Annotated in this window: 19 protein-coding genes; 4 read left to right on the forward strand and 15 right to left on the reverse strand. The window is 68.8% G+C overall.

The window, feature by feature from the left end; genetic code table 11:
• Positions 1-75 precede the first annotated feature (75 nt).
• The 10 genes from dmpG to DAE25_RS05355 form a co-directional block, all read right to left on the reverse strand.
• Positions 76-1,086 (reverse strand): 4-hydroxy-2-oxovalerate aldolase, encoded by a 1,011-nt coding sequence (dmpG, locus tag DAE25_RS05310; protein ID WP_107765177.1) that lies wholly within the window; start codon positions 1,084-1,086, stop codon positions 76-78.
• The gene (locus tag DAE25_RS05315) at positions 1,083-2,048 is read right to left on the reverse strand and encodes an acetaldehyde dehydrogenase (acetylating) (RefSeq protein WP_107765178.1); all 966 of its coding nucleotides are present in this window, start codon (positions 2,046-2,048) and stop codon (positions 1,083-1,085) included. Before DAE25_RS05315 ends, dmpG begins: the two co-directional genes overlap by 4 nt.
• 6 nt (positions 2,049-2,054) lie before the next feature.
• On the reverse strand, positions 2,055-2,885 hold the full coding sequence (locus DAE25_RS05320; RefSeq protein ID WP_107765179.1) for a 2-keto-4-pentenoate hydratase: 831 nt from the start codon (positions 2,883-2,885) through the stop codon (positions 2,055-2,057).
• The gene (locus DAE25_RS05325) at positions 2,882-4,144 is read right to left on the reverse strand and encodes an MFS transporter (protein ID WP_267895242.1); all 1,263 of its coding nucleotides are present in this window, start codon (positions 4,142-4,144) and stop codon (positions 2,882-2,884) included. Before DAE25_RS05325 ends, DAE25_RS05320 begins: the two co-directional genes overlap by 4 nt.
• A gap of 62 nt (positions 4,145-4,206) precedes the next feature.
• Complete coding sequence (locus DAE25_RS05330; protein WP_234410867.1) at positions 4,207-4,941, reverse strand: IclR family transcriptional regulator; 735 nt, start codon at positions 4,939-4,941, stop codon at positions 4,207-4,209.
• 103 nt (positions 4,942-5,044) lie between these two features.
• A complete protein-coding gene (locus DAE25_RS05335) occupies positions 5,045-5,734 on the reverse strand; it encodes a GntR family transcriptional regulator (RefSeq protein WP_199907445.1) in 690 nt (229 codons plus the stop codon).
• A gap of 151 nt (positions 5,735-5,885) precedes the next feature.
• On the reverse strand, positions 5,886-7,259 hold the full coding sequence (locus DAE25_RS05340; protein ID WP_107765182.1) for an MFS transporter: 1,374 nt from the start codon (positions 7,257-7,259) through the stop codon (positions 5,886-5,888).
• Between the two features lie 132 nt (positions 7,260-7,391).
• Entirely contained in the window at positions 7,392-8,333 is a 942-nt protein-coding gene (locus tag DAE25_RS05345; RefSeq protein ID WP_107765183.1) for a 3-carboxyethylcatechol 2,3-dioxygenase, read from the reverse strand.
• Complete coding sequence (locus tag DAE25_RS05350) at positions 8,330-9,271, reverse strand: alpha/beta fold hydrolase (RefSeq protein ID WP_107765184.1); 942 nt, start codon at positions 9,269-9,271, stop codon at positions 8,330-8,332. The genes DAE25_RS05345 and DAE25_RS05350 overlap by 4 nt, the downstream gene beginning before the upstream one ends.
• Positions 9,272-9,302: 31 nt before the next feature.
• Positions 9,303-11,234, reverse strand: coding sequence for an FAD-dependent monooxygenase (locus DAE25_RS05355; protein WP_234410868.1), 1,932 nt, complete (start codon positions 11,232-11,234; stop codon positions 9,303-9,305).
• Positions 11,235-11,589: 355 nt separating this feature from the next.
• On the opposite strand from DAE25_RS05355, the gene DAE25_RS05360 reads away from it, so the two are divergent.
• Both DAE25_RS05360 and DAE25_RS05365 read left to right on the forward strand, forming a co-directional pair.
• The gene (locus tag DAE25_RS05360; protein WP_107765186.1) at positions 11,590-12,186 is read left to right on the forward strand and encodes an isochorismatase family cysteine hydrolase; all 597 of its coding nucleotides are present in this window, start codon (positions 11,590-11,592) and stop codon (positions 12,184-12,186) included.
• 106 nt (positions 12,187-12,292) lie between these two features.
• Entirely contained in the window at positions 12,293-13,420 is a 1,128-nt protein-coding gene (locus DAE25_RS05365; RefSeq protein WP_107765187.1) for an alcohol dehydrogenase catalytic domain-containing protein, read from the forward strand.
• Positions 13,421-13,596: 176 nt separating this feature from the next.
• On the opposite strand, the gene DAE25_RS05370 is transcribed toward DAE25_RS05365, so the two are convergent.
• Entirely contained in the window at positions 13,597-14,856 is a 1,260-nt protein-coding gene (locus tag DAE25_RS05370; protein ID WP_159083592.1) for a tyrosine-type recombinase/integrase, read from the reverse strand.
• 239 nt (positions 14,857-15,095) lie between these two features.
• The gene (locus tag DAE25_RS05375; protein WP_234410869.1) at positions 15,096-16,574 is read right to left on the reverse strand and encodes a DUF2252 domain-containing protein; all 1,479 of its coding nucleotides are present in this window, start codon (positions 16,572-16,574) and stop codon (positions 15,096-15,098) included.
• 206 nt (positions 16,575-16,780) lie between these two features.
• Here DAE25_RS05375 and DAE25_RS05380 point away from each other — a divergent pair, with 206 nt between their 5' ends.
• Positions 16,781-18,445, forward strand: a complete 1,665-nt coding sequence (locus DAE25_RS05380) for an MFS transporter (RefSeq protein WP_107765189.1) — start codon at positions 16,781-16,783, stop codon at positions 18,443-18,445.
• A 34-nt stretch (positions 18,446-18,479) separates the two neighbouring features.
• Positions 18,480-19,211 (forward strand): B3/B4 domain-containing protein, encoded by a 732-nt coding sequence (locus tag DAE25_RS05385; protein ID WP_107765190.1) that lies wholly within the window; start codon positions 18,480-18,482, stop codon positions 19,209-19,211.
• A gap of 27 nt (positions 19,212-19,238) precedes the next feature.
• Here DAE25_RS05385 and DAE25_RS05390 read toward each other — a convergent pair whose 3' ends face one another.
• Genes DAE25_RS05390 through DAE25_RS05400 form a run of 3 tightly spaced genes read right to left on the reverse strand, consistent with a single transcriptional unit; the run spans position 19,239 to position 21,732 of the window.
• Positions 19,239-20,120 (reverse strand): alpha/beta fold hydrolase, encoded by an 882-nt coding sequence (locus DAE25_RS05390; RefSeq protein WP_107765191.1) that lies wholly within the window; start codon positions 20,118-20,120, stop codon positions 19,239-19,241.
• Positions 20,117-21,109: an NADP-dependent oxidoreductase gene (locus DAE25_RS05395; protein ID WP_107765192.1), complete on the reverse strand. Its 993-nt coding sequence runs from the start codon at positions 21,107-21,109 to the stop codon at positions 20,117-20,119. Before DAE25_RS05395 ends, DAE25_RS05390 begins: the two co-directional genes overlap by 4 nt.
• On the reverse strand, positions 21,106-21,732 hold the full coding sequence (locus DAE25_RS05400; RefSeq protein ID WP_107765193.1) for a TetR/AcrR family transcriptional regulator: 627 nt from the start codon (positions 21,730-21,732) through the stop codon (positions 21,106-21,108). The genes DAE25_RS05395 and DAE25_RS05400 overlap by 4 nt, the downstream gene beginning before the upstream one ends.
• Positions 21,733-21,838 lie beyond the last annotated feature (106 nt).

The following is a 21,838-nucleotide window of genomic DNA, read 5'->3' on the forward strand; positions in this document are numbered from 1 at the left end:
CGGCAGCTCCGGACGGATCAGCGCCGCCAAGGCGGTGGCACTGGTTTGTCGTGCTCGACTCGCGCGGCTCGAGTGTCAGTTGTTCCCAGCAAGCGTGAGAGCGATGTCGTAGATCATGTCCTCCTGACCGCCGACCAGACTCCGCTTTCCGCACTCGAGCAGCAGGTCACGCACGTCGACGTCGTAGCGCTGCGAGGCGACCTCTGCGTGCCGCAGGAACGACGAGTAGACGCCGGCGTAGCCCAGCGTCAGGGTCTCCCGGTCTACGCGAACCGGTCGGTCCTGGAGCGGGCGGACGATGTCGTCGGCGGCGTCCTGGAGCTTGAACAGATCGCAGCCGTGCTTGAAGTCCATGAGGTCGGCGACCGCGATGAAGGGCTCGATGGGGCAGTTCCCGGCGCCGGCGCCGTGCCCGGCCAGGGAGGCGTCGACGCGGTAGACGCCGTTCTCGACAGCCACCACCGAGTTCGCGACGGAGAGGGACAGGTTCTCGTGGGCGTGGATGCCGATCTCGGTCTCGGGGTCGAGGGTGTCGCGGTACGCCTTCACGCGAGCGACGACGTCGTTCATCGTCAGCCGCCCACCGGAGTCGGTCACGTATACGGCGTGGGCGCCGTAGGACTCCATCTGCTTGGCCTGCTTCGCCAGCTGTTCGGGCGAGGCCATGTGCGACAGCATCAGGAACCCTGAGACGTCCATCTCGAGCTCTCGGGCGGCTGCGATGTGCTGCGCGGAAACGTCGGCCTCGGTGCAGTGGGTGGCGACGCGGACGGAGCGGACGCCGAGGTCGTAGGCCTGCTTGAGCTCGTGGATGGTCCCGACTCCGGGTAGCAGGAGCGTGGTCAAGCGGGCCTTCTTGAGCACTGAGGCGGCGGCCTCGATCCACTCCCAGTCGGTGTTGCTGCCGGGTCCGTAGTTGACCGACGAGCCGGCGAGGCCGTCGCCGTGGGCGACCTCGATGGCGTCGACGCCGGCCTCGTCGAGGGCGATGACGATGCGCTTGACGTCCTCGGGGGTGATGCGGTGCCGGACGGCGTGCATGCCGTCACGCAGGGTGACGTCCTGGACGTAGATAGGGGTGCTCATGCGAGTGCCTCCTGAGCCGTCGAGGCCGCGGTGTTGGCGGCTATGCGCTCGGCCATCTGGACAGCAGCCGAGGTCATGATGTCGAGGTTCCCGGCGTACGCGGGCAGGTAGTGGGCGGCGCCCTCGACCTCGAGGAACACCGACACCTGATGCGTGGGACGCTCGGTGCCGGGTTCGAGCAGCGTGTGGACGGGTTGGTCGTCCGGGATGGGCGAGATCTGCACCTTCTGCTTCAGGCGGTAGCCCGGCACGTAGGCGGCGACGTCGGCGACCATCTTCTCCACCGAGGAGACGATCTGCTCGTGGGTGTCGGCGTCGGGGGCGTTCACGAGCGCGAACACGGTGTCGCGCATCAGCAGCGGTGGCTCGGCCGGGTTGAGGATGATGATGGCCTTGCCGCGCTGAGCGCGACCGACCTTCGTGATGGCCGCTGAGGTGGTCTCGGTGAACTCGTCGATGTTGGCGCGCGTGCCCGGCCCGGCGGACTTGGAGGCGATGGAGGCCACGATCTCTGCGTAGGCGACGGGCACGACCCGCGCCACGGCAGCGACCACCGGGATGGTGGCCTGGCCGCCGCAGGTGACCATGTTGACGTTCGGAGCGTCGAGGTGGTCCTCGAGGTTCACGGCCGGGATGACGTAGGGCCCGATGGCGGCCGGGGTGAGGTCGATGAGCCGCTTCCCCAGCGGTGCGAGCTTGGCGGCGTTCGCCTCGTGGGCCTTGGCGGAGGTGGCATCGAAGATGATGTCGATGTCGTCGAAGTCCGGCAGGGCCATGAGGCCGTCGACCCCCTCATGGGTCGTCTGCACGCCCATCCGCTTGGCGCGGGCGAGTCCGTCGGAGTCGGGGTCGATGCCGACCATGGCGCCCATCTCGAGGTGCTGGGCACCGCGCAGGACCTTGATCATCAGGTCAGTGCCGATGTTGCCGGAGCCGATGATGGCGACCTTCGTCTTGGTCATGAGGTTTCACTGCTCCTTGCTGGCGAGGGACATGGATACCGATCCGAGGCCGGTGATGTGCGCTTGGACCTGAGCGCCGGGCTCGATGGGCTTCATGGGGCCGAGGGCGCCCGAGAGGATGACCTGGCCGGCGCGGAGCGGCTCGCCGAGGTCACGGGCCTGGCGGGCGAGCCACGCCAGCGCATTGAGGGGGTCGCCCAGACAGGCGGCGCCTTTGCCGGTGGAGACCTCCTCGCCGTCGACGGTCATGCTCATCTCGACGTCACGCGGGACGAACTCGTCGAGGGTCTTCTTTTCGGTGCCGAGGACGTACGCGCCGGCGGAGGCGTTGTCGGCAACGGTGTCGCCGAAGGAGATGTCCCAGCCAGCGATGCGGCTGCCGCACACCTCGAGTGCCGCGACGGCGTAGTCGACCGCGGTGCGGACCTGAGCGTCGTCGAGGAGGCCGTCGGCGAGTTCGGCCTTGAGCACGAATGCGACCTCGGCCTCGACTCGCGGCTGCATGACTGCGTCGGGCGGAACGGCGGCGCCGTCGGCGTGGGCCATGTCGGCGAACAGGATGCCGAAGTCCGGTTGGTCGACACCGAGCTGCGCCTGCACGGCTGGCGAGGTGAGACCGATCTTGCGGCCCACCACCTCCGCACCGGCGGCGACGCGTGCCTCGGCGTTGCGGCGCTGGACGGCGTAGGCGGCCTGGAGGTCGTCGGAGCCGATCAGGTCCCGGACGGGCGGACACGGCTGACGGTGCTCGGCTGCGACCGCGAGGCGCTGCGCGGCTTCGTCGACCGTGACTGCGGATGCGGATGCGGCCCGAGTGGCGGGGGTAGGCGTGCTCATGTCACACATGGTGGTCGGACTGAGTCGTCAGACTCAACGCTCGGGTTCCGCCCTTCGGAACTGCCTTGGCACTCTCCTGCGGGCTGGCCGAGGTGCTGTTCGAGTGACCATGGGCTTGCGGCAAGGATGCCCGCTACTCCGAGACCGAACCCGGTGGCCACGAGCAGCCATAGTGGGGCGGTCCACGTGCCGGTGGCGTCGTGGAGGAGGCCGACGCCGAACGGCCCGACCGCGGCGAACACGAACCCGATTCCTTGGACGAAGCTGGACAGCGCCGCAGTGCTGGCAGGGCTCTCGGTGCGCCGTGCGAGCATCGACATCGTCCAGGCGAAGCTTCCGGCCCCGAAGCCGATGAGGGCCGACCACAGCCACGTCGCCGTGGTCGGTGACCACAGCAGCCCGAGCCATCCCACGCCGGTGGTGGTGGCGAACAGGGCGATCGCGCCCCGGTCACCCAGGAGACGGGTGAGCGCTGCCAGCGACAGCATGGTGGGGATGCCGACCCCGGTGAGGACAGCGAACGCGCCGGCGGCCTCGGCAGAGGTCAGGCCGGCGTCGCGAAGGATTGCGGGATACCAGCCCAGCTGCGCGTAGGCCTGCGCCGAGACCAGGCCGAAGCACGTCACGAGCGGCCACACGGCTCCGACACGCGCGATCTGTCGCACAGTGAGGTCGCTGCCCGGTGGGGCGACCTTCCGGTCGTGAGCGACGAGCGGAAGCCACACCACGATCGTCACGCCGAGCAGGACCGCGACGCCGGCGAGCGCTGCGCGCCAGCCCCATACCGACTCGGTCCAGCCGCCTTGGAGGGCGCCGAGGGTGGAACCGCCGATGATGGCGGCACCGAAGATCGAGCTCACCAGCGCAATCCGGTCCGGGAAGTGCGCCTTGGCAACTGCGGGGACCAGGACGTTTCCCGCTGCGATGGCAGCCAGGACCACCAGGGTGCTGACGAGCAGCATGGCTCCAGACGGTGCAAGGGAGCGGGCCAGAACGCCGACGGTCATGACGGCCAGCACGACGACGGCGGCGCGGTGCAGACCGAACCTGCCCAGCCGTGGTCCCAGCCAGAGCCCCACTACCGCGAAGCACAGCACGGGCAGTGCGGTGAGCAAGCTCGTCACCGGTGCCGAGAGGGACAGGTTGCGTTGGGCTTCGGGCAGCACGACGGCAAGACTGCTGATGGGCGAACGGAGGGCGAGGGCCAAGCCAAGGACCGCAACGACCGGGAGTACGGCGAGCCTTCGGTGGGTGGACACGGGCGAGTGTGCGGTCAGGGACCGCGGTCGAGGCAATCCTTCGGTTCCGCTGAACCGAACCCTCAGCCCAGTCGAGCTCGACGAGCCAGCGTCGCTGCGACGCCGGCCGCTGCGGCGTGAACGGCGCTGGCGTGGCGGGCGGGCTGGAAGCGCCCGACCGGTCCGGTGACGCTGATACCGGCCAACGGCTCGTCGTCGACACCGAGGACGGGTGCGGCCACGCAGGTGATGCCGACGGCAGACTCCTCGTACTCGAACGCGACGCCACGTTCGACGATCTCGTCCAGCTGGCGGCGCAGCACCGTCCGGTTCACGACGGTGCGCGGTGAGCAGCGGCGCAGCCGACCAGCGAGGACTTCTTCCTGGACCGCCGCTGGTGACCAGGCCAGGAGTGCCTTGCCGATGGCGGTGGCGTGCATCGGCATCCGGCCCCCCAGGCGGGAGGGCGCGTCGGCTTGGCGGTGGCCCCCCATCTTGGCGACGTAGACGACCTCGTGCCCTTCACGGACGCCCAGGTGGACCGTCTCATGGGTGCGTTCGTAGAGGTCCTCGAGGAACGGTGTGGCGACCTCGAGCAGGGTCCGTTCGACCGAGGCCCGCATGCCCAGCTCGAACACCAGTCTGGACAGCCGGTAGCCGTCCGGGGTCTTCTCCAGCAGGCGGGCCCCCACGAGGTCGCCGAGGAGACGGTGCAGGGTCGCCTTGGACAGGCCGGTGCGACTGCGGAGCTCGGTGAACCCGAGCTGGGTCTCCTCGACGGTGAAGGCGAGCAGGACCTGCATGGTCTTACCCAGCACCGATGGAGGCACAGTCGGAGGCTCGGGCTGGGGAGCCGATGTGGGGACGACGGGTGCGGCCGGGCTCGGCTCGGAGCGGGGCTCGGGCATGGTCGGGCTCGGTCTAGGCGGGCTCGTCGAGGTCGTCGCGGAACAGCGCGACGGTCTCGACGATGTGCGACTGCATGGCCACGCGGGCAACCTCGCTGTTGCGCGAGCGGATGGCGCTGCGGATGACGTCGTGGTCGTGGTTGCGGTGGGTGACGGCGTCGGAGAGGTGCTGGGCTCCGCCGATGGTGTTGATGAAGAAGTCGCTCATGTCCCACATGCGTTCGCTGAGCTCTGCCATCACCCGGCTGTGGGCCATGTGGTGGATGACGAGGTGGAACTCGCGATTGAGGAAGCGGTAGCCGCGGGAGCGGGCGGTGGTGTCTGTGCTGTGCTCGAGGTCGGCGATGCGCTGCCAGGTGGCGTCGAGCTCGTCGAGCTGCGCATCGGTGCGTCGAAGAGCGGCGGCAGCAGCGATCTCGCCCTCGAACCTGCCGAATAGGTTGAAGAAGTCGAGGATCTCCTGGGACGTGTAGCGCGCCACCCGGCAGCCGCTCTGCGGGACGATCTGCACGATGCCGATGGCCTCGAGGCGGCGCATGGCGTCCATGACGGGCTGCTTGCTCACCCCGAACTCGGCCTTGACCTCCTCGATGGAGATGCGGGACCCGGCCGGGTACTGGCCGCTGAGGAGACGCTCCTTGAGCTCGTCGAGGACGACGGTTCCCAAACGCTGACCTGTGCGGCGCACGGGCTGCTCGATCACGTTGACTCCTTCGTTCTCTCGACGACTCTCACTCTAGGCGTAGGTCGCGACACTCTTGCGGACCTGACCAGTCAACCGCCCGCCTGCTGGGTGGTTCCGCGACCCGGCCAGTGCTGGCCGGGTCGCGGGTCTCGGGGCTGATGGCCAGTGGTCAAGTGCGCCGGGCGCCTGCCGGCGTGCCTGCGGGGGTCGCCTGGGTGGCGACGCTGTCGTGGGTGACGACGCCGGCGTTCTCGGGCTTGCCGAGCTTTCCGGGCAGCAGCAGCACCGAGACCACCGAGATGGCTGCCACGACCAGCAGGTACACCACGACGGGAACGCTGGAGCCGTACTTGGCGTACAAGGCGGTGGCGATCAGGGGCGCGAACGCGGAGCCGAGGATCTGCGAGAGCGTGTACCCGACTGACGCTCCCGAGTAGCGGACCTCGGGGGTGAACACCATGCTGAACAGCGACCCGGTCACGCCTCCGGCCGGAGCCATGGCGATGCCGAACACCATGATGATGGCGATGCTGAAGTTCAGTGCAGAGCCGGTGTTGATGAGCGCGAACGCCGGCACGATGGAGAGCAGCATGAGGACGGCACCGAGCAGGTAGGTGGTCTTGCGACCCCACTTGTCGCCCAGCGCACCGAACACCGCGTAGAGGACGACCGCGACCACGGAGGCGAGGAACACCCCCAGCAGCACCGACGGGCGCTCGATGCCGACCACGTTGGTGCCGTACCCGACGAGGTAGCTCATCGTGATGTAGGCGAAGACGCCCTGAGAGAGGTAGGTGCCGGCGACGAGGAGGATCTCCTTCGGGTGACGGCGGATCGCCTCGGCGACGGGCAGCTTCACACGGGCGCTGTTCTCGCGGACCTTCTCGAACTCCGGGCTCTCGGCGATGGTGAGGCGGATGAAGAGGCCGACCACGACCAGGACGGCGGAGAACAGGAACGGCAGACGCCAACCCCACGCCAGGAACGCATCCGGGGCGAGCTGGGAGGCGAAGTAGAACGCGATGGTGGCCAGGCCGACACCGGCCGGGGCGCCCATCTGCGGGAACGCGCCGTAGAAGCCGCGCTTGCCCTCAGGGGCGTGCTCGACGGCCATCAGGGTGGCGCCGCCCCACTCACCGCCGACGGCGAAGCCCTGCACCAGGCGCAGGACCGTCAGCAGGATGGGGGCGAGGATGCCGATGGTCGCGTAGGTGGGCATCAGGCCCATCAGCACGGTGGCGGCACCCATGGTGACGAGCGAGATGACCAGCATCTTCTTGCGGCCCACGCGGTCGCCGAAGTGGCCGAACACGACGCCGCCGACCGGGCGGGCGAGGAACCCGACACCGAAGGTGGCGAACGACAGCAGGGTGCCGACCAGCGGGGTGGAGTTGGGGAAGAAGACCTCGGGGAAGACGAGGGCGGCGGCGGTGCCGTAGATGAAGAAGTCGTAGTACTCGACCGTGGTGCCGATGAAGGAGGCGGAGGCCACCTTGGCCGGGGAGGTTGGCCGCGTGGGCGCAGCAGTGCTGGTGCTGGTCATGTGGGTTCCTTGGATGGGCGGCACGACAATGCGTCGTCCGGGTTGGGTGTGGTGGTGGTCGTTGGACCGGTCGTGCGTGCAGCGGAGTGCTCTCCGTGGTGGTTGGTGGGTGTGAGCTGAGGCGTCGGTGGCTCAGTCGTGGGTGACGGTGGTCATGGCGAAGCCGGCGATGAGCTCGCGGATGGGTCGGTAGTAGCTGTGCTGGACGGTGTAGGCGCCGGCGGCGGCCATGGCGGCGTAGCCGGCTATCCAGGTGCGGACTTCATGGGAGGAGTTGCCGGCGATGCGGGTCATCTCGTCGGGGTCGAATGCGTCGACCGGGGTGAGGTCGCCGGAGGCGAGGATGCGGAGCAGCTCGCGGTCCCACTCCGGCGCGAGGTCCTGGATGTCGGCGGTCCCGGCGGCGAAGTCGCGGGCGGCGTCGATGACGCGCTGCTGTCGGGCCTCGCGGGCGTCGGGCGGCAGCGGCTGGTTCTCGCCCATCAGCATGGCTCGCTGCGGCGGGGTCGCGGTCGCCAGCCGCGGCACCGGCGGGTCGTGGGACAGGCCGCCCGACGAGATGAGCAGCACCTTCTCGTCCCACGTGGCCAGGTGCCGGCCCATGGCCTCGCCGAGCTCGCGGACCCGCTTCACCGGGGTGAAGGGCGGGGCGACCGAGTTGATGAAGATCGGGATGAACGGCTTGGCGGTGATGTCGCCGTACACGATCTCCATCGGCTGGACGGTGCCGTGGTCGACCTCCATCTCCAGCGAGACGGACAGGTCGATCCCGGCCGCGATGACGGCCTCGGCAAGGCTGCGGGCCTTGTCCTCGGGCACGTCGAGTCGGCCGGCCTGGCTGCCGTAGTCGCCGATGCTGGTGGCGGCGTAGCCGACGCAGTACGGGGGCATCAGGTTGTAGAAGAAGCCGTTGTAGTGGTCCGGGGCGAGGTTGACGACGATGTCGGGGTCGTAGTCGTGGACGAAGTCCTTGGCCGCAGCGAACGTCTGGTCGAGCTCAGCGGTCACGTCGGCGTCGAGGTCAGCGAACTCCAGCAGCGGGCTGTGGCTCATGGCCAGCAGGGCGAGGGTCACGACGCGGCCTCCTCGCTCCTGTTGGAGGGGTGGTCGGCGGCGTTGACGTGGCCGAGGAGGTGGTCGATGTGGATGCGGTTGAACATGTCCGGCTTCTCGTACTGCGGCCAGTGGCCGGCCTCTTCGATGACCTCGAGGTAGCCGTTCGGGATGAGGGAGGCGATGCGACGGCCCTCGCCGACGGGACCGGAGGGGTCCTTGGTGGTCCACACGACCATCGCCTCGGCCTGGATGGAGCGCAGGTCGTCATCCGAGATCATGTTTCGCTTGCGGGTCTCGAGGTCCTGCAGGGCCATGTTCATCTCGCACGCCTTGAGCCAGTCGGGCTGTTCGAAGATGGCTTGGCGGGTGCGGATGAGGTCGTCGGTGACCATGGTCGGGTCGGCCATCAGCCACTCCAGGCGGGCCTTGACGCGCTCCCACGACGGGTCCTTCGCCGCCTCCATGGAGAGCGTGTAGAGCCGCTCCATGACCTGCGGGTTGGCCATCGTGCCGCCCATCGTGTTGAGCACGATGCGGTCCACGCGGTCGGGGTGGTCGGCGGCGTAACGGGCGGTCACCCACCCGCCGAGGGACTCACCGGAGAAGTGGGCCTTCTCCGCGCCGAGGGTGTCCAAGACGTGGGTGACCTGGTCCACGTAGTGCTTGATCTCCAGCGCGTGGTCGGGCTTGGTGGAGTAGCCGTGGCCGATGAAGTCGATTGCCCACACCGAGAAGTGCTCGGCGTGTGCGGCGAGGTTGCGGACGTACGCCTCGGCGTGACCGGTGATGCCGTGCAGGAACAGCAGGACGGGCTTGGACTCGTCGCCGGCATGCAGGTAGCGGGTGCGGTACGGGCCGGCCTGCAGGAAGCCCTGGGAGAACTCGACCTGGTTCAGGTCATTCCAGACGCTCGTGTAGGGACGACCGGACTGGTGGCCGGACTGCTGGGAAGACATGCGGTGCTCCTAGTTTCTGGCGGTCTGCTGGTCAGGAACCCGAGCCGGTGGCCGGGGTGTGCGCGGGGACAGTGATGTCGACCGGACGGGTCGAGTACTGCTGACGGTCGCCGGCACCGGCGGTGCCGTCGTGGCGGTTGGGGCGGTCGAGGACGGCGCACAGGGCGTCCTCGAGCAGGGTGGCGGCCTCGTCGATGTCCCAGACCTCGGCGTTGTGTCGCCAAGCGATGTACCCGTCGGGGCGGACCAGGAGAGCTCCGGCTTCGGGAATCTCGCGGATCTGCTGCCATTGCCCGTAGGGGTCGGCGGCGCCGGGTCGTCCGATGATGACGGTCTTGAGGAAGGGCAGCTCGAGCTTGTCGGCAGCGTCGGCCCAAGCGGCGCCGGCGAGTCCGGTGAGGAGGGTCATCTGACCCTTGCCGGTGACATCCAGGGTGGAGGTGCGGCGGCCGTCGGTGCCGACAAGCCAAGCGTGCGGGAGCTTGGCGCCCGGTCGGGTGGTGGCCTGCAGGTACAGCTCCGGGTGGCGGGACCACTCCTCCTCACCGAGGGTGGGGTCGGGCTGGACGGCGGCCGAGGTGTAGCGCTGGTTGAGCTCGACGCCGTGGGCGTTGAACTCGGTGTTCTTCAGCTCCAGCGCCTCGTAGAGCCGTTCGCGCAGCGCGACGCCTTCGGGCGTGGGGGCCTTGAGCTTGGACAGACCGGCGGTGACCGGGTCGGCGTCGTCGTGGTCGAACCACTCCCTCAGGCCGGCGTAGTCCTTCCGGGACTGGTTGGCACGGGCCACGATCTGCTTCCCGATCGGTACCCGCTCGTCCGAGTACGAATCGAGCAGACCGGGGCCGGCGTATCCCTTGACCGCGAATGCGATCTTCCAGGCCAGGTTGAACGCGTCCTGCATGGATGTGTTCGAGCCGAGGCCGCTCGACGGCGGGTGCCGGTGCACGGCGTCACCGCCGCAGAACACCCGACCTTCGGAGTAGCGGGTGGCGTGCTGCTGGTTCACGTACCACAGGGATTTGGTGAGGATCTCTGGTTCGAGGTTCGGGTCGCCGACCAGGGTGCGGATCTGGTTGATGACCTTCTCGTCCGACAGGTCCGGCTCGCCGGCGGCCATGTCGAAGCCCCAGCCGGCGATCCACTCCTCCCACGGCCGGATGGCGCGCAGCAGGCCCATGCCGATCTCGCCGAACCCGGCGTGCGAGTTGAAGATCCAGTACAGGATGCTCGGGCGGTGCTCGACGTACTGGGTCAGGTTCGCCTTGAAACGGATGTAGGCGGTGCCGGCCCGCGCGAGCTCGCCCTCCAGCGGCAGGCCCAACTGCTCCACGATGCGGGAGCGGGCGCCGTCGAACCCGAGGAGGTAGCGGGCACGCTGGGTGAACACGTCGCCGGTACGTCCGTCGCGGAACGTGACGGTGACGCCGTGCTCGTCCTGCGCGTGGTCGAGGTACTCGGTGTTGAGGCTGAGCACTGCGCCGCGCGAGGCGGCCGCGTTCAGGAGGATGGGCTCCATCTGCGGCTGGGGTAGGTCGAGCATCGTGCACGGGCTGCCCTTGAGGTAGTCGCCGTAGCGCAGGTCGCCTGTACCCCAGGTCTGCAACCGGACGATCTCCTCGCCGGCCAGGCTGGTCGTGAACAGCGTGTCGCCCATCTGGTCCCACGGGGTGGCCTGCTGGCGCGCGGTGTCCTCGAGACCGAGGTCACGCAGCACCTCCACGGCGCGCTGGTTCGTGATGTGCGCACGCGGACCGTTGGCGACCCACGGGAACACTGTCGCGGCGTGCACCCGCACCCCGTAGGTGGCCAGCGCGGTTGCAGCCACACCGCCGGCAGGGCCGAGGCCGACGACGACGACGTCGGTGTCAAAACCGTCCTCGTCGGCGTGGAACGGCTCGAACATCGGGGCCGGGTAGCCGTCGGCTCGGACGGGCGTCTCGCTGTCGGAAACAGGTGTGCTCATGAGGACCTCGAGAGTCGGCAGCGCCTCGCGCTGGGTTCGTGGGAGAGACCGGTAGATCGGGCATCTCGAACGCCGAGGTGATCGGCGTCACTCCAACTAGCATGCTAGTTGGCTTCTCGGAAAGTCAACCCTCGGCCTCGAATTCGTCTCTCACCAGGCAAGCTGGCATTCGCCGCAGCGGCCTGATCTCCCCGGGCTGCGCGCCCAAAGCCCCGCGCAGAGCCGCCCTGGACGGAACCGACTTGAGCAAGATCTGCCTCGGGGGTTGTGGTGGCGGTCACACATGTGTCATCGTCCAACTAGAACGCTAGTAGGTCACCATCGCTCGGGACCGATCCACGCTCAGGAGAAGCCAATGGAGCTCAACAAGGCCACCACCGCCTTCCTCGCATGTCACTGGGAGAACGACGTCGTCGGAGCGGACGGCGCGTTCGCGCCGTTCTTCCGTGCCGAAGTCGAGCGCCGCGACGTCATCAACGTCGCCAAGCGCGTCCTCGACGCCGCCCGCGGTGCCGGCACCCAGGTCGTCTACACCCGCGTCGCCTTCGCCGAGGGCCACTCGGACCTCGTCACCAACATCCCGCTCCTCGGCGTGGTCGCCCAGCAGGGCAGCCTGCTCAACGACACGCCCGCCACCGAGATCATCGACGAGCTCAAGCCCGAAGCTGACGACTGGAACCTCGCCAACCCGAAGGTTTCCGCCTTCGCGTCCTCCGACCTCGACGAGCGACTGCGCAGCGCCGGTATCGACACCGTCGTCATCCTCGGCGTCGCCACGAACATCTCGGTGGAGTCAACTGGCCGGTCCGCCGGTGACCTCGGCTACCGCGTCATCGTCGTCGAGGACGCCTGCGCCGCCGCCGACCAGGCCACCCACGACGCCACCATCGCCAGCTTCGGCCTCCTCGGCGAGGTCGCCTCCGCCGACGAGGTCATCGCCGCCCTCGCCTGAGGCCCGTCCCCGGGCCGCTTCCACACACCACGTCGCAGCCGGACTGGTCGTCCGGTCGCTGCACCACGCCCTCAAGACACTCGCTCAGCCTGAACAGGAGACACACATGTCCGAGATGCTCGCCGCCCGCCTGCACAAGATCGGCGACCCGATGAAGCTCGAGCGGGTCCCCGCCCCCGAGCCGCGCCCCACCGATGTCGTCGTGCAAGTCACCGCCTGCAACATCGTCCCCAACCTCAAGAACGTCCTCGCCATCTACGCCGAGTGGTTCCCCTACCTCCCGCTGCCGCAGCTGCCCGCTATCTTCGGCCTCGACACCGCCGGCGTCGTCTCCCGGGTCGGCGACCTCGTCACCAATGTCAAGGTGGGCGACCGCGTCTACATCAACCCCGGTATCAGCTGTGGCGGCTGCCGCGCCTGCAAGCGCGGAGAGGCCCCGAACTGCGCCAAGTACACGTTCATGGGTTACTTCTCCTTCGGCAAGGACGGCCAGCAGCTGTTCGACGCCTACCCGTACGGCGGCCTCGGCGAGTACATGACCGCCCCGCAGGAGAACTGCATCAAGCTCCCCGACACCGTCTCCTTCGAGCAGGGCGCCCGCTTCGGCTACCTCGGTACCGCCTACTCCGCCTTGAAGAAGGCCCAGATCGGGCCCGGCAAGACCGTCCTCATCGACGGCGCGTCCGGAACCCTCGGCATCGGCGGCGTCCTCAATGCCCTCGCCATGGGTGCCACGAAGATCTTCGGCACCGGCCGCAACGCCGAGCTCCTCCAGGACGTGAAGGCGCTCGCGCCGGACCGTATCGAGGTCCACGCCGTCGGCGACGGGTCCCTCAAGGACTTCGTCCTCGACCACAACGGCGGCGAAGGCGTCGATGCCGTCATCTCCACCCTCGGTCCGGGTTCCCCCAAGGAGACCCTCCTCGAGGCCCTCTCCACCCTCGCCCGCGGTGGCGTTCTCGTCGACATCGGCGGCATGATGGAACACCCCGAGCTCGACCTGTTCCACATGATGTGCAGCCAGAACTCCGTCATCGGCAGCCTCTGGTTCACCAACGGCGAGGCCCAGGAGATGTCCGACCTCGCCGGCTCCGGTGCCCTCGACCTGTCCGTCCTCGAACACCACGTGTTCCCGCTCGACAAGATCAACGAGGCCCTCGACGACGGCCTCCCCGCCCGCCATGGCGGCTTCTCCAACTTCATCATCACCCCGGACCAGTCCCTCTTGGGCTGAGTAGCCGGAAGCCCAAGGCCCCTGACCACGTAGGCGAGGTCAGGGGCCTTGCCGCGCGGCTGCGGTGCATCTCCGTCATTTGAGTGGTGCGGCCCCACACCGGCAGGTGTGGCACACCAGCCGGCTCCTGGTCCGTCGAGATCGAACGAGTGTCGACTAGCGAAACTGGCAGCTGACTAGTTCCGCTGCGGTGGGATGTCACGAGGCGTAGAACCGGTGTCGGCCTGCTCGTGCACCGCTGCAACGACGCGTTGCCCTCCGAGAAGCTCGGACATGCGAGCAGCAATCTCGGCGTCCCGACCGCGAGCGGCGTGCATGTAGACCTGTGCCGCATCAACACTTGAGTGGCCTGCTCTCTTCATCAGGTCCGGCAGCGTGGCTCCGGCATGTGCGGCCAAGGTGAGGCCGGTGTGTCGGAGGTCGTGGAAGCGGAGATCGCGACGGTTGGCCACCTCACGAGCGGCACCGAACCAACGGAACATCGTGGTGCCCGGCAAGTGGCCTCCTGTACACCCGACGTACCCGCACCTACACGTGCCCGCAGGAGGACGCACGCTGGGAAAGAGGAGCCCGTCGTGCCCCGGACGTGCATGGAGCGACAGGTGTCGAAGCAAGGACTCGTGAAGATGAGGAGGGACCGTGACATCACGTCGACCGGCGTCGGACTTGGGTGCTCCGACGACGACGCGGCCGTCTCGATACGTCATGGCCCGCTGGACTTTCAAGGTCGAGCCGTCGGCCGACACATCGCGGCGGCGCAGCTCGGCTACTTCTCCGAATCGCAAGGCGCACCATCCCGCCACTAGTACGGCCATGCGGTAAGGCTCCGGCATGCCGGACGCGATGGCTTCGAGTTGCGGGACGGTCGCCGGCTCGATGGTCCGCTGGCGTTTGGTCTGACCCGCGCCCTTGATCGTGGCCGGATTGACCGTCAGTAGGTCGTCGTCGACCGCACTGCCGAGGATGGTGCGCAACAGGGCGTAGCAATGGGCGTTGCCCGTTCGTCGGTGCGAGGGAAGACCGCCGTGCCATGCCTTGATCTGAGCGCGCGTGATCTGGTCGAGGCGGGTAGCTCCGAAGGCGGGCAACAGTTCTCGGTCGAGCATGCTGCGGTACAGCAGACGGGTGCGGTGACGAAGGGGCGTGCCGTCGGGCCGGCGGCGGTTACCCAACCACCACTCGGCATACGCGGCGAAAGTCTGTCGGGCAGCCGCCTCGGCTGCCTCCTTGGCCTTGCGCTCGACAGGGCAGAGGTACTTCTCGCGCGCGATGTCGGTGCGGATCCCCGCGAGCCACGCGTCCGCGTCGGTGGCCGTCGTGAAGGTGATGTGTGCGGCGTGGTGGCCGTGGCAGTCCGGGCACACGTACCTGGCTTGGAGGCGGCCCGACGGGAGCTTGCGAAGGCTGCCGAACGGTCGACGTCTGCTGCTCGCCATGAGCCAAGGATGCCACGTTCGTGCCATCTACGTGCCATAACTCCTGGTCGCAGATGGCTTCTCGTGGCCCCTACTGTCCCGCTCGCATTCATCGTTTCCGCAGGTCAGACGCCCAATGAGGGCTCAAGGCAGAATTTCTGGGTTGAGCCTGCGTAGCAGTTTCAAATCCTGCCCCCGCTACAAATCCGAGAGGCCCTCACAGTCTGACTTTGAGGGCCTCTCGCATGCGTGTGGCCGCCCTACAGTCCGGTCTGTGCTTCGAGCCTGCCGGAGCTCACGGCGTCGACCATGGCCTGGTAGTCGCGCTCGTTCTGGTCGGCGTACGCGCTGGCGAAGTCGGCTATCGCCGAGTCGAACACCTCGCTCTTGCCGAGGTAGGACGCGATGGCGATCCGGTCGCCGGAGCGGGCGTGGGCGCGGGCGAGGGTCGCTCCGCAGATCCGGGCGTAGGTGAGCATCACGGAGGCGGGCATGGCGTCGATGTCGGCCGAGCCCTTCCAGTCACGCAGCTGGCGCACGTAGAAGTCGCGGACCTGCCCGTCCAACCCAGTGACGCGTTGCCAGCCGAGGAAGATGTCGCTGGCGGCCTGCATCAGGCGTTGGCCGGCCACGACCCGCTGTCCGTGGTTGGCGTACTTGCTGGTGCCGACGAAGCGTGCGAGGACCGACTCCTGTGCCTCCTTCGCCTGGAGGAACAACGGGTCCTGGCTGTCGCGCCCCTGCAGCAGCAGGATCCAGGCGCGGGTGCCGACGCTTCCGACGCCGACGACCTTCCTTGCGGCGTGGACATACTCGAAGCCCTCGAGCAGCACGCGTCGGTCGGTCTCGAGCGTCCGGCGGTACGACCGGATCAAGTCACGGAACTCGTCCTCGAAGGCCACCGGCTCGGTGGAGGACGCCGCCACGTCCTCGATCGGGACGATCAGTGGCGGGTCGGCGATGATCCGGCGTTTCCCGTCGACCTCATGGGTGAGCTTCGAGAAGGCCTGCATGCTGTCCCGGGTTCGCGCCTTGGCCAGGTTGGCCTTCGCCTTGGTCAGCTGCTTCTTCGTCCCGCTCGACTTCAGCTGGCCGAGCAGCTGGTCGGCATCGATGTGGGTGTACCAGACGTCCAGGTGGCGCATCCCGGCCGCACGGGTCATCTGGAGCCGGTACTCCGCGACACCGGCTGCAACGGCTGCCCTCCGGTCGGAGGAGCTGAAGCCGCGGTCGCGGCCGGCGATCTCGAAGCTCGCTGCGAGCCGCTTGACGTCCCACTCCCACGGCCCCGGAAGGGTCTCGTCGAAGTCGTTGATGTCGAACATGGTCTTCCGCTCCGGCGACGCGAACACACCGAAGTTCGACAGGTGGGCGTCACCGCAGATCTGGGCCCGCAGTCCCGAGTGGGGGGTCGTCGCCAGGTCGGCCGCCATGATGAGCGCCGCGCCCCGGTAGAAGGTGAACGGCGAGACCATCATCCGGCCGTAACGGAGGGGGACGAGCTCGGGGACACGGCTGGCACCCTGCTCCTCCAGCAGCGATATCGGGTCCGGACGACTCTCCGCGGGAACCCAGCCGGCGTGGCTGGTCCGCGGTGCGTCATTGCGCGCAGCCTTCCCCCGTGCGACCCGCTCCTCCGGGCTCAGGTGCGTGACCTTCTTCGCGGTCGGCATGCGGCTCTCCTCCTCTTGTCGGACGGCGAGGGCGGCGAGGGCGGCGTACCGGCTCACCACGGTCACGGACGGTGTCCCTGCCCCGAGCGTTGGTGTCGACTCTGGTGGCTCCCCGATGTCCGGCGCCTCACCCGGAGTGGGTAGTTCGCCTGACCACCCGGTGCGGGTGAAGCGACGGTGAGCCCGACCGTGCAACGGTGCACTGGGTCGCCGACGTGATGACGCACGTGGCGGTGCTCGGGCAAACCCCTATGCCGAGGAGGAGTGCAGCCATGACTGCTGGTGCATCCCAGGTGAACGAGACGGGCGAGACGCCGAAGACGAACTGGTTGCCGCTCGTGGCGCTGGCCATCGCACAGTTCGTCATGGTGCTGGACCAGTCGGCGATGAATGTCTCCATCAGCGCGCTGGTGGCCGACTTCGACACCACCGTGACCACGATCCAGGCGGTGATCACGCTCTACTGCCTGGTGATGGCGATGTTCATGCTCACCGGCGGCAAGATCGGCGACATCATCGGCCGCCGGAAGGCGTTCGTCATCGGCCTGATCATCTACGCCTGCGGTTCTGCGCTCACGGCGGTGGCGCCGTCGGTGGTCATCCTGACGCTGGGCTGGTCGGTCCTGGAAGGGCTCGGTGCTGCGCTGGTGCTGCCGGCGATGGTGGCGCTGATCGCGGGCAACTTCGAGGGCGCGTCGCGCAAGGTGGCGTACGCCGTGATCGGCGGGGTCGCCGGGGCAGGGATCGCCGTGGGGCCGATCCTGGGCGGCTGGGCGACCACCGAGTACTCGTGGCGGGTCATCTTCGCCGGCGAGGTCCTGCTGGTGGCCCTGATCCTCGTCATGACGCCGAAGGTCGCGGACGCTGTGCGGACCGGCCCGGCTCCGAAGCTCGACATCGTGGGCACCGTCCTGTCCGCGGCCGGCCTGGGCCTGGTCGTCCTCGGAGTGCTCCAGTCGAGCACCTGGGGCTGGGTCAAGCCAAAGGAAGAGTCGCCGGTGACGCCCTTCGGCTTCTCGCTGACGGTCTTCGTCATCGGGTTCGGGGCAGTCCTGCTGTGGGCGTTCTTGGCGTGGCAGGGTCGCCGCGAGAGCAGGGGACGCGACCCGCTGCTGCACCTGGCGCTGTTGAAGATCGCCCCGCTGCGCTCCGGCCTGATCGGTCTGTTCAGCCAGAACCTGATCCTGATGGGCGTCTTCTTCACGATTCCGCTCTACCTCCAGCTGGTGATCGGGCTCGACGCCCTGGAGACCGGTCTCAAGATGCTCCCGGTCTCGATCGCGATGTTCCTGGCCTCTGCAGCAGGGTCGCGGCTGTCCGGTCGCTTCCCGATCCGGTCCATCGTGCGGGCCGGTCTCGCCACGAGCATGGCCGCAGCCGTCCTGCTGATGGCCACGATCGAGCCGGAGCTGGACAGCTCGAGCTTCGCCTGGTCGATGGCGCTGCTCGGTGTGGGCATGGGGTTGATCGCCTCCCAGCTGGGCAATGTCGTGCAGTCCTCGGTCGACGCATCGGGCCGCGGCGAGGCAGGTGGTCTGCAGTTCACCGGCCAGCAGCTGGGCTCGTCGCTGGGCGTGGCCCTGCTCGGGGCGGTCGTGCTGTCGGGCCTCACCTCGGAGTTCGTGGACAACATCTCGTCCGACGAGCGGATCAGCAGCGCCGTCTCCGAACAGGTGGGTGTGGCTGCCGGGTCCGGAGTCGACTTCGTGTCCGCCGACCAGGTCAGGACGGCTGCCCAGGACGCGGGGCTGGACGAGCCGACCGCTGAGGCGCTCGTCGACGACTACGAGTCCGCACAGCTGCAGGCGCTCAAGACCGGCCTGCTCGCTGCCGCCCTCCTGGCCCTGCTCTCCCTGGCCTTCACCAAGGATCTGCCGCACGTGGTGCCCACGAAGGAACCGGAGCCCGACAGGGCTGCGGGGAAGCGTCGTGCCTGACTCTGCCTCGCCCGTGCGACCTCCGGGGCGAGCCATGACTGACCTCGAGTCCTTCCTCGCCGACGCCAGCATCGACGAGGCCGTCGCAGCGCTCCGACCCGACTACCGGGCCCTCCTCGTCGCCGTCGACGGACTCACGCCCTCGACCGACAGCACGACCGGCGCGCGCGATGGGGCGGGGGAGGCGCTGCTCACACGCGCCGAGGCGACTGCGCAGCAGCTGCTGGCCGACACCTCCGCCGAGGAGCTGCCGCACGTGGCTGCCTGGCGCGACGCCTACCGGGCGTTCGGCGCCAAGCCGCAACGCACCCGCAACAGCCTCGAGGCACTCGTGCGCCGCGCAGCCTCCGGTCTTCCGCGGGTCAATCCGCTGACCGACGTCTACAACGCCATCAGCGTCATCCACCAGGTCCCGCTCGGCGGGGAGGACATGACGGCGTACGTCGGCGCACCACGGCTCGTCCGAGCCACCGGCGCCGAGCACTTCGACACGGTCGCCGACGGCCGGCCCGTCGTCGAGCACCCCGACCCGGGTGAGGTCGTGTGGCGTGACGACACCGGAGCCACGTGCCGCCGCTGGAACTGGCGCCAGGGCCGGCGCACCCAGCTCACCGTGGACACCACCAGCGCACTCTTCATCCTCGATGCACTCGAGCCGATGAGCGACGACGAGCTCATTGCAGCAGGCGAGGAGCTCGTCGACCACCTCCGCCGGCTCGGCACCGAGGTCCGGGTGGCCACCCGGCTCGTCAGACCCCCGACCTGACCGCGACCTCGTCCCTGCGCGTCGACCTCATGCCGAGGCGCCGAGGAAGTCGACGACCACCGGGGCGAACCTGTCGTGGAACTGGAAGATCCCACCGTGACCGGAGCCCGGATAGATGATCAGCTCGCTGCCCCTGATGCGACGGTGCAGGTCCCCGGAGAGGGCGGAGGGCACCATGCGGTCGTGGTCACCGTTGGCGATCAGGGTCGGCTGGGTGAGGGTCGACAGGTCGGACGGAGCGGATCGCCCGAACTCCTGGATCGCCTTCAGCTGCGTCCTCAGCGCCGAGACGCTGATCGGCCGGTCACGGTCGACGGTGCGCTCCTGCAGTCGTGCGACGAAGGCCTTGGCGGCCGACCTCCCGGCGTCATCGCGCGGGAAGAAGAGGAACTCCTTCGGGTCCGACCGCGTCAGGGTCGCCCGGAGGATGTCCCAGTAGGTCGTGCGGACGACCTTGTCCATGTCCTTGCCGCCGCGCGGCCCCGTGCCGGTCAGCACCAGCCGGCGCACGAGGTCGGGATGCTTGACGACCAGGTCCTGGGCGATCATGCCGCCCATCGAGAAGGAGAAGACGTCGATCTTCTCGTGGCCGAGCGCGGTGATGAGCTCGTAGGCGTGGTCGGCGGCCTCCTCGATGGTGGGCGCGACCTTCCCGGTCGAGGCTCCGACGCCGCGCTGGTCGAACGCGATGACGTGCCGGCCCCGGGCGATCGGGTCGACGATGCGCGGGTCCCAGTTGTCGAGGGTGGCGGCGAGGTGCACGAAGAAGACGACGGGGATGCCGCCGCGGGGCCCCAGCTCGCGATAGGCGTACGTCGTCCCGCCGACGCGGACGGAGCGGTTCGGTGCCTCGGCGTACGACGTGATGACGGGTTCGTGGGCGGGGCTCCCGGAACCTCCTCGGGTCATCGGGTCACCACGATCTTGCCGTGGGCCTTGCCCTGCTCGACGTACGCCATCGCCTCGAGCGTCTGGTCGAAGCCGAAGGTGCGGTCGATGACGGGGCGCAGCGTGCCGTCGTCGTACAGCGTGGCCAACGAGGCGAGCCGCGCGCCGTCGGCCCGCATGAAGAAGAAGGAGTAGCGGACCCCGAGCGTCTTCGCCCTGCGGCGGACCTTGCGGCTCAGCACCGCCATGACCGGCCGGAGCAGGGGCTTGCCGAGCTGTCGGGCGAACTCGGGGTCGGGCGGCCCGACCACGCTGATCGCCAACCCGCCGGGCTTGAGGACGGTCAACGACCTGTCCAGGCTCGCGGCTCCGAGGGAGTCGAGCACCACGTCGTAGCCGGACAGGATCTCGGTGAAGTCCTGGCTGGTGTAGTCGATGGCCTCGTCCGCGCCGAGGGAGCGGACCGTGTCGAGGTCACGAGTGTGTGCGGTGGTGGCGACGTGCGCCCCGAGGTGCTTGGCGACCTGGATGACCGTCGAGCCGAGGCCGCCGGCTCCGGCGTGGACCAGGACCCTCTGGCCGGGAGTGACGCCCGCGAGGTCGACCAGGGCCTGCCAGGCGGCCAGCGCGACGAGGGGAACCGCAGCGGCCTCCTCGAAGGACAGCGACGCCGGCTTGAGCGCGACGTCCGCGGCGTCGACCGCGATCTCCTCTGCGAACGCCCCGATCCGCAGGTCGCGGGGGCGGGCGTACACCTCGTCGCCGACGGCGAACTCCGTCACGCCAGTGCCCACTTCGGAGACGACCCCGGCGAGGTCGTGGCCCAGCACGAGGGGGAGGCGGTGGCCGATGAGCTGCTTGAACTCCCCGTTGCGCACCATCTTGTCCAACGGGTTGATGCTGGCCGCCCGCACCTCGACCCGCACGTCCCCGGGACCGAGCGTCGGCCTGGCGACGTCCGCCTCCCGCAGTCCGTCGGGTCCGTACGTCGTGACGACAAAGGCCTTCATCGGGTTTCCTGACCGGTCGGTGCGGGGTGGAGGTGGGCGGGGGAGGTGGCGATGGCCATGGCGTGGGTGTACGCCGTGGCCAGGACGTGGTCGGACAGCTCGCGGTCGGTGATGGCGCGGGCGCTCTGCATGGCACCCACGAGCAGGGCCAGCACGCCGATCGCGCGCGAGCGCGCCTCGTCGGAGGGCAGCCTGTCGTCGGCGGCCAGGTGTCGCGCGACTGCATCGACGAGTCGGCGCGCTCCCTGGGTGTAGGCGTCGCGTGTGGCGAGGTCGCCCCTGCCGACCTCGTCCAGCAGGGCCGCGGACGGGCAACCGCCCGCCCGGTCGTCCCGGTGGGCGGGGGAGAGGTAGTCGGCGATGAAGGCCGCCAGCGACTCCGTGCCGGCGGGGAGCGCCTCCACCTGCTCGGCCTGGCGCGCCAGCTGCTCGGCCATGACCTCGGCGATCAGCTCGTCCTTGGAAGCGAAGTGTCCGTAGAACGCGCCGTTGGTCAGACCGGCGTCGGACACCAGGGTCGCGATGCCGGACCCGTCGAAGCCGTCGGTCTTGAACCGTCGGCTCGCGGTGTCGATCATCCGGCGTCGCGTCTCGTGCTTGTGCTCGGGGCCGTAGCGGGCCATGCGCGGGTCTCCTTCGGGCGCTCGTCACGGGCTCAACATTATGATCGTACTATTACGAACGTAATGCAACCAAGGACTGGCGCCCCACGCTCGGTCGTAACCGTTA

Origin of the sequence: Nocardioides terrigena, from assembly GCF_003047265.1 — a bacterium.
GTDB lineage: Bacteria > Actinomycetota > Actinomycetes > Propionibacteriales > Nocardioidaceae > Nocardioides > Nocardioides terrigena.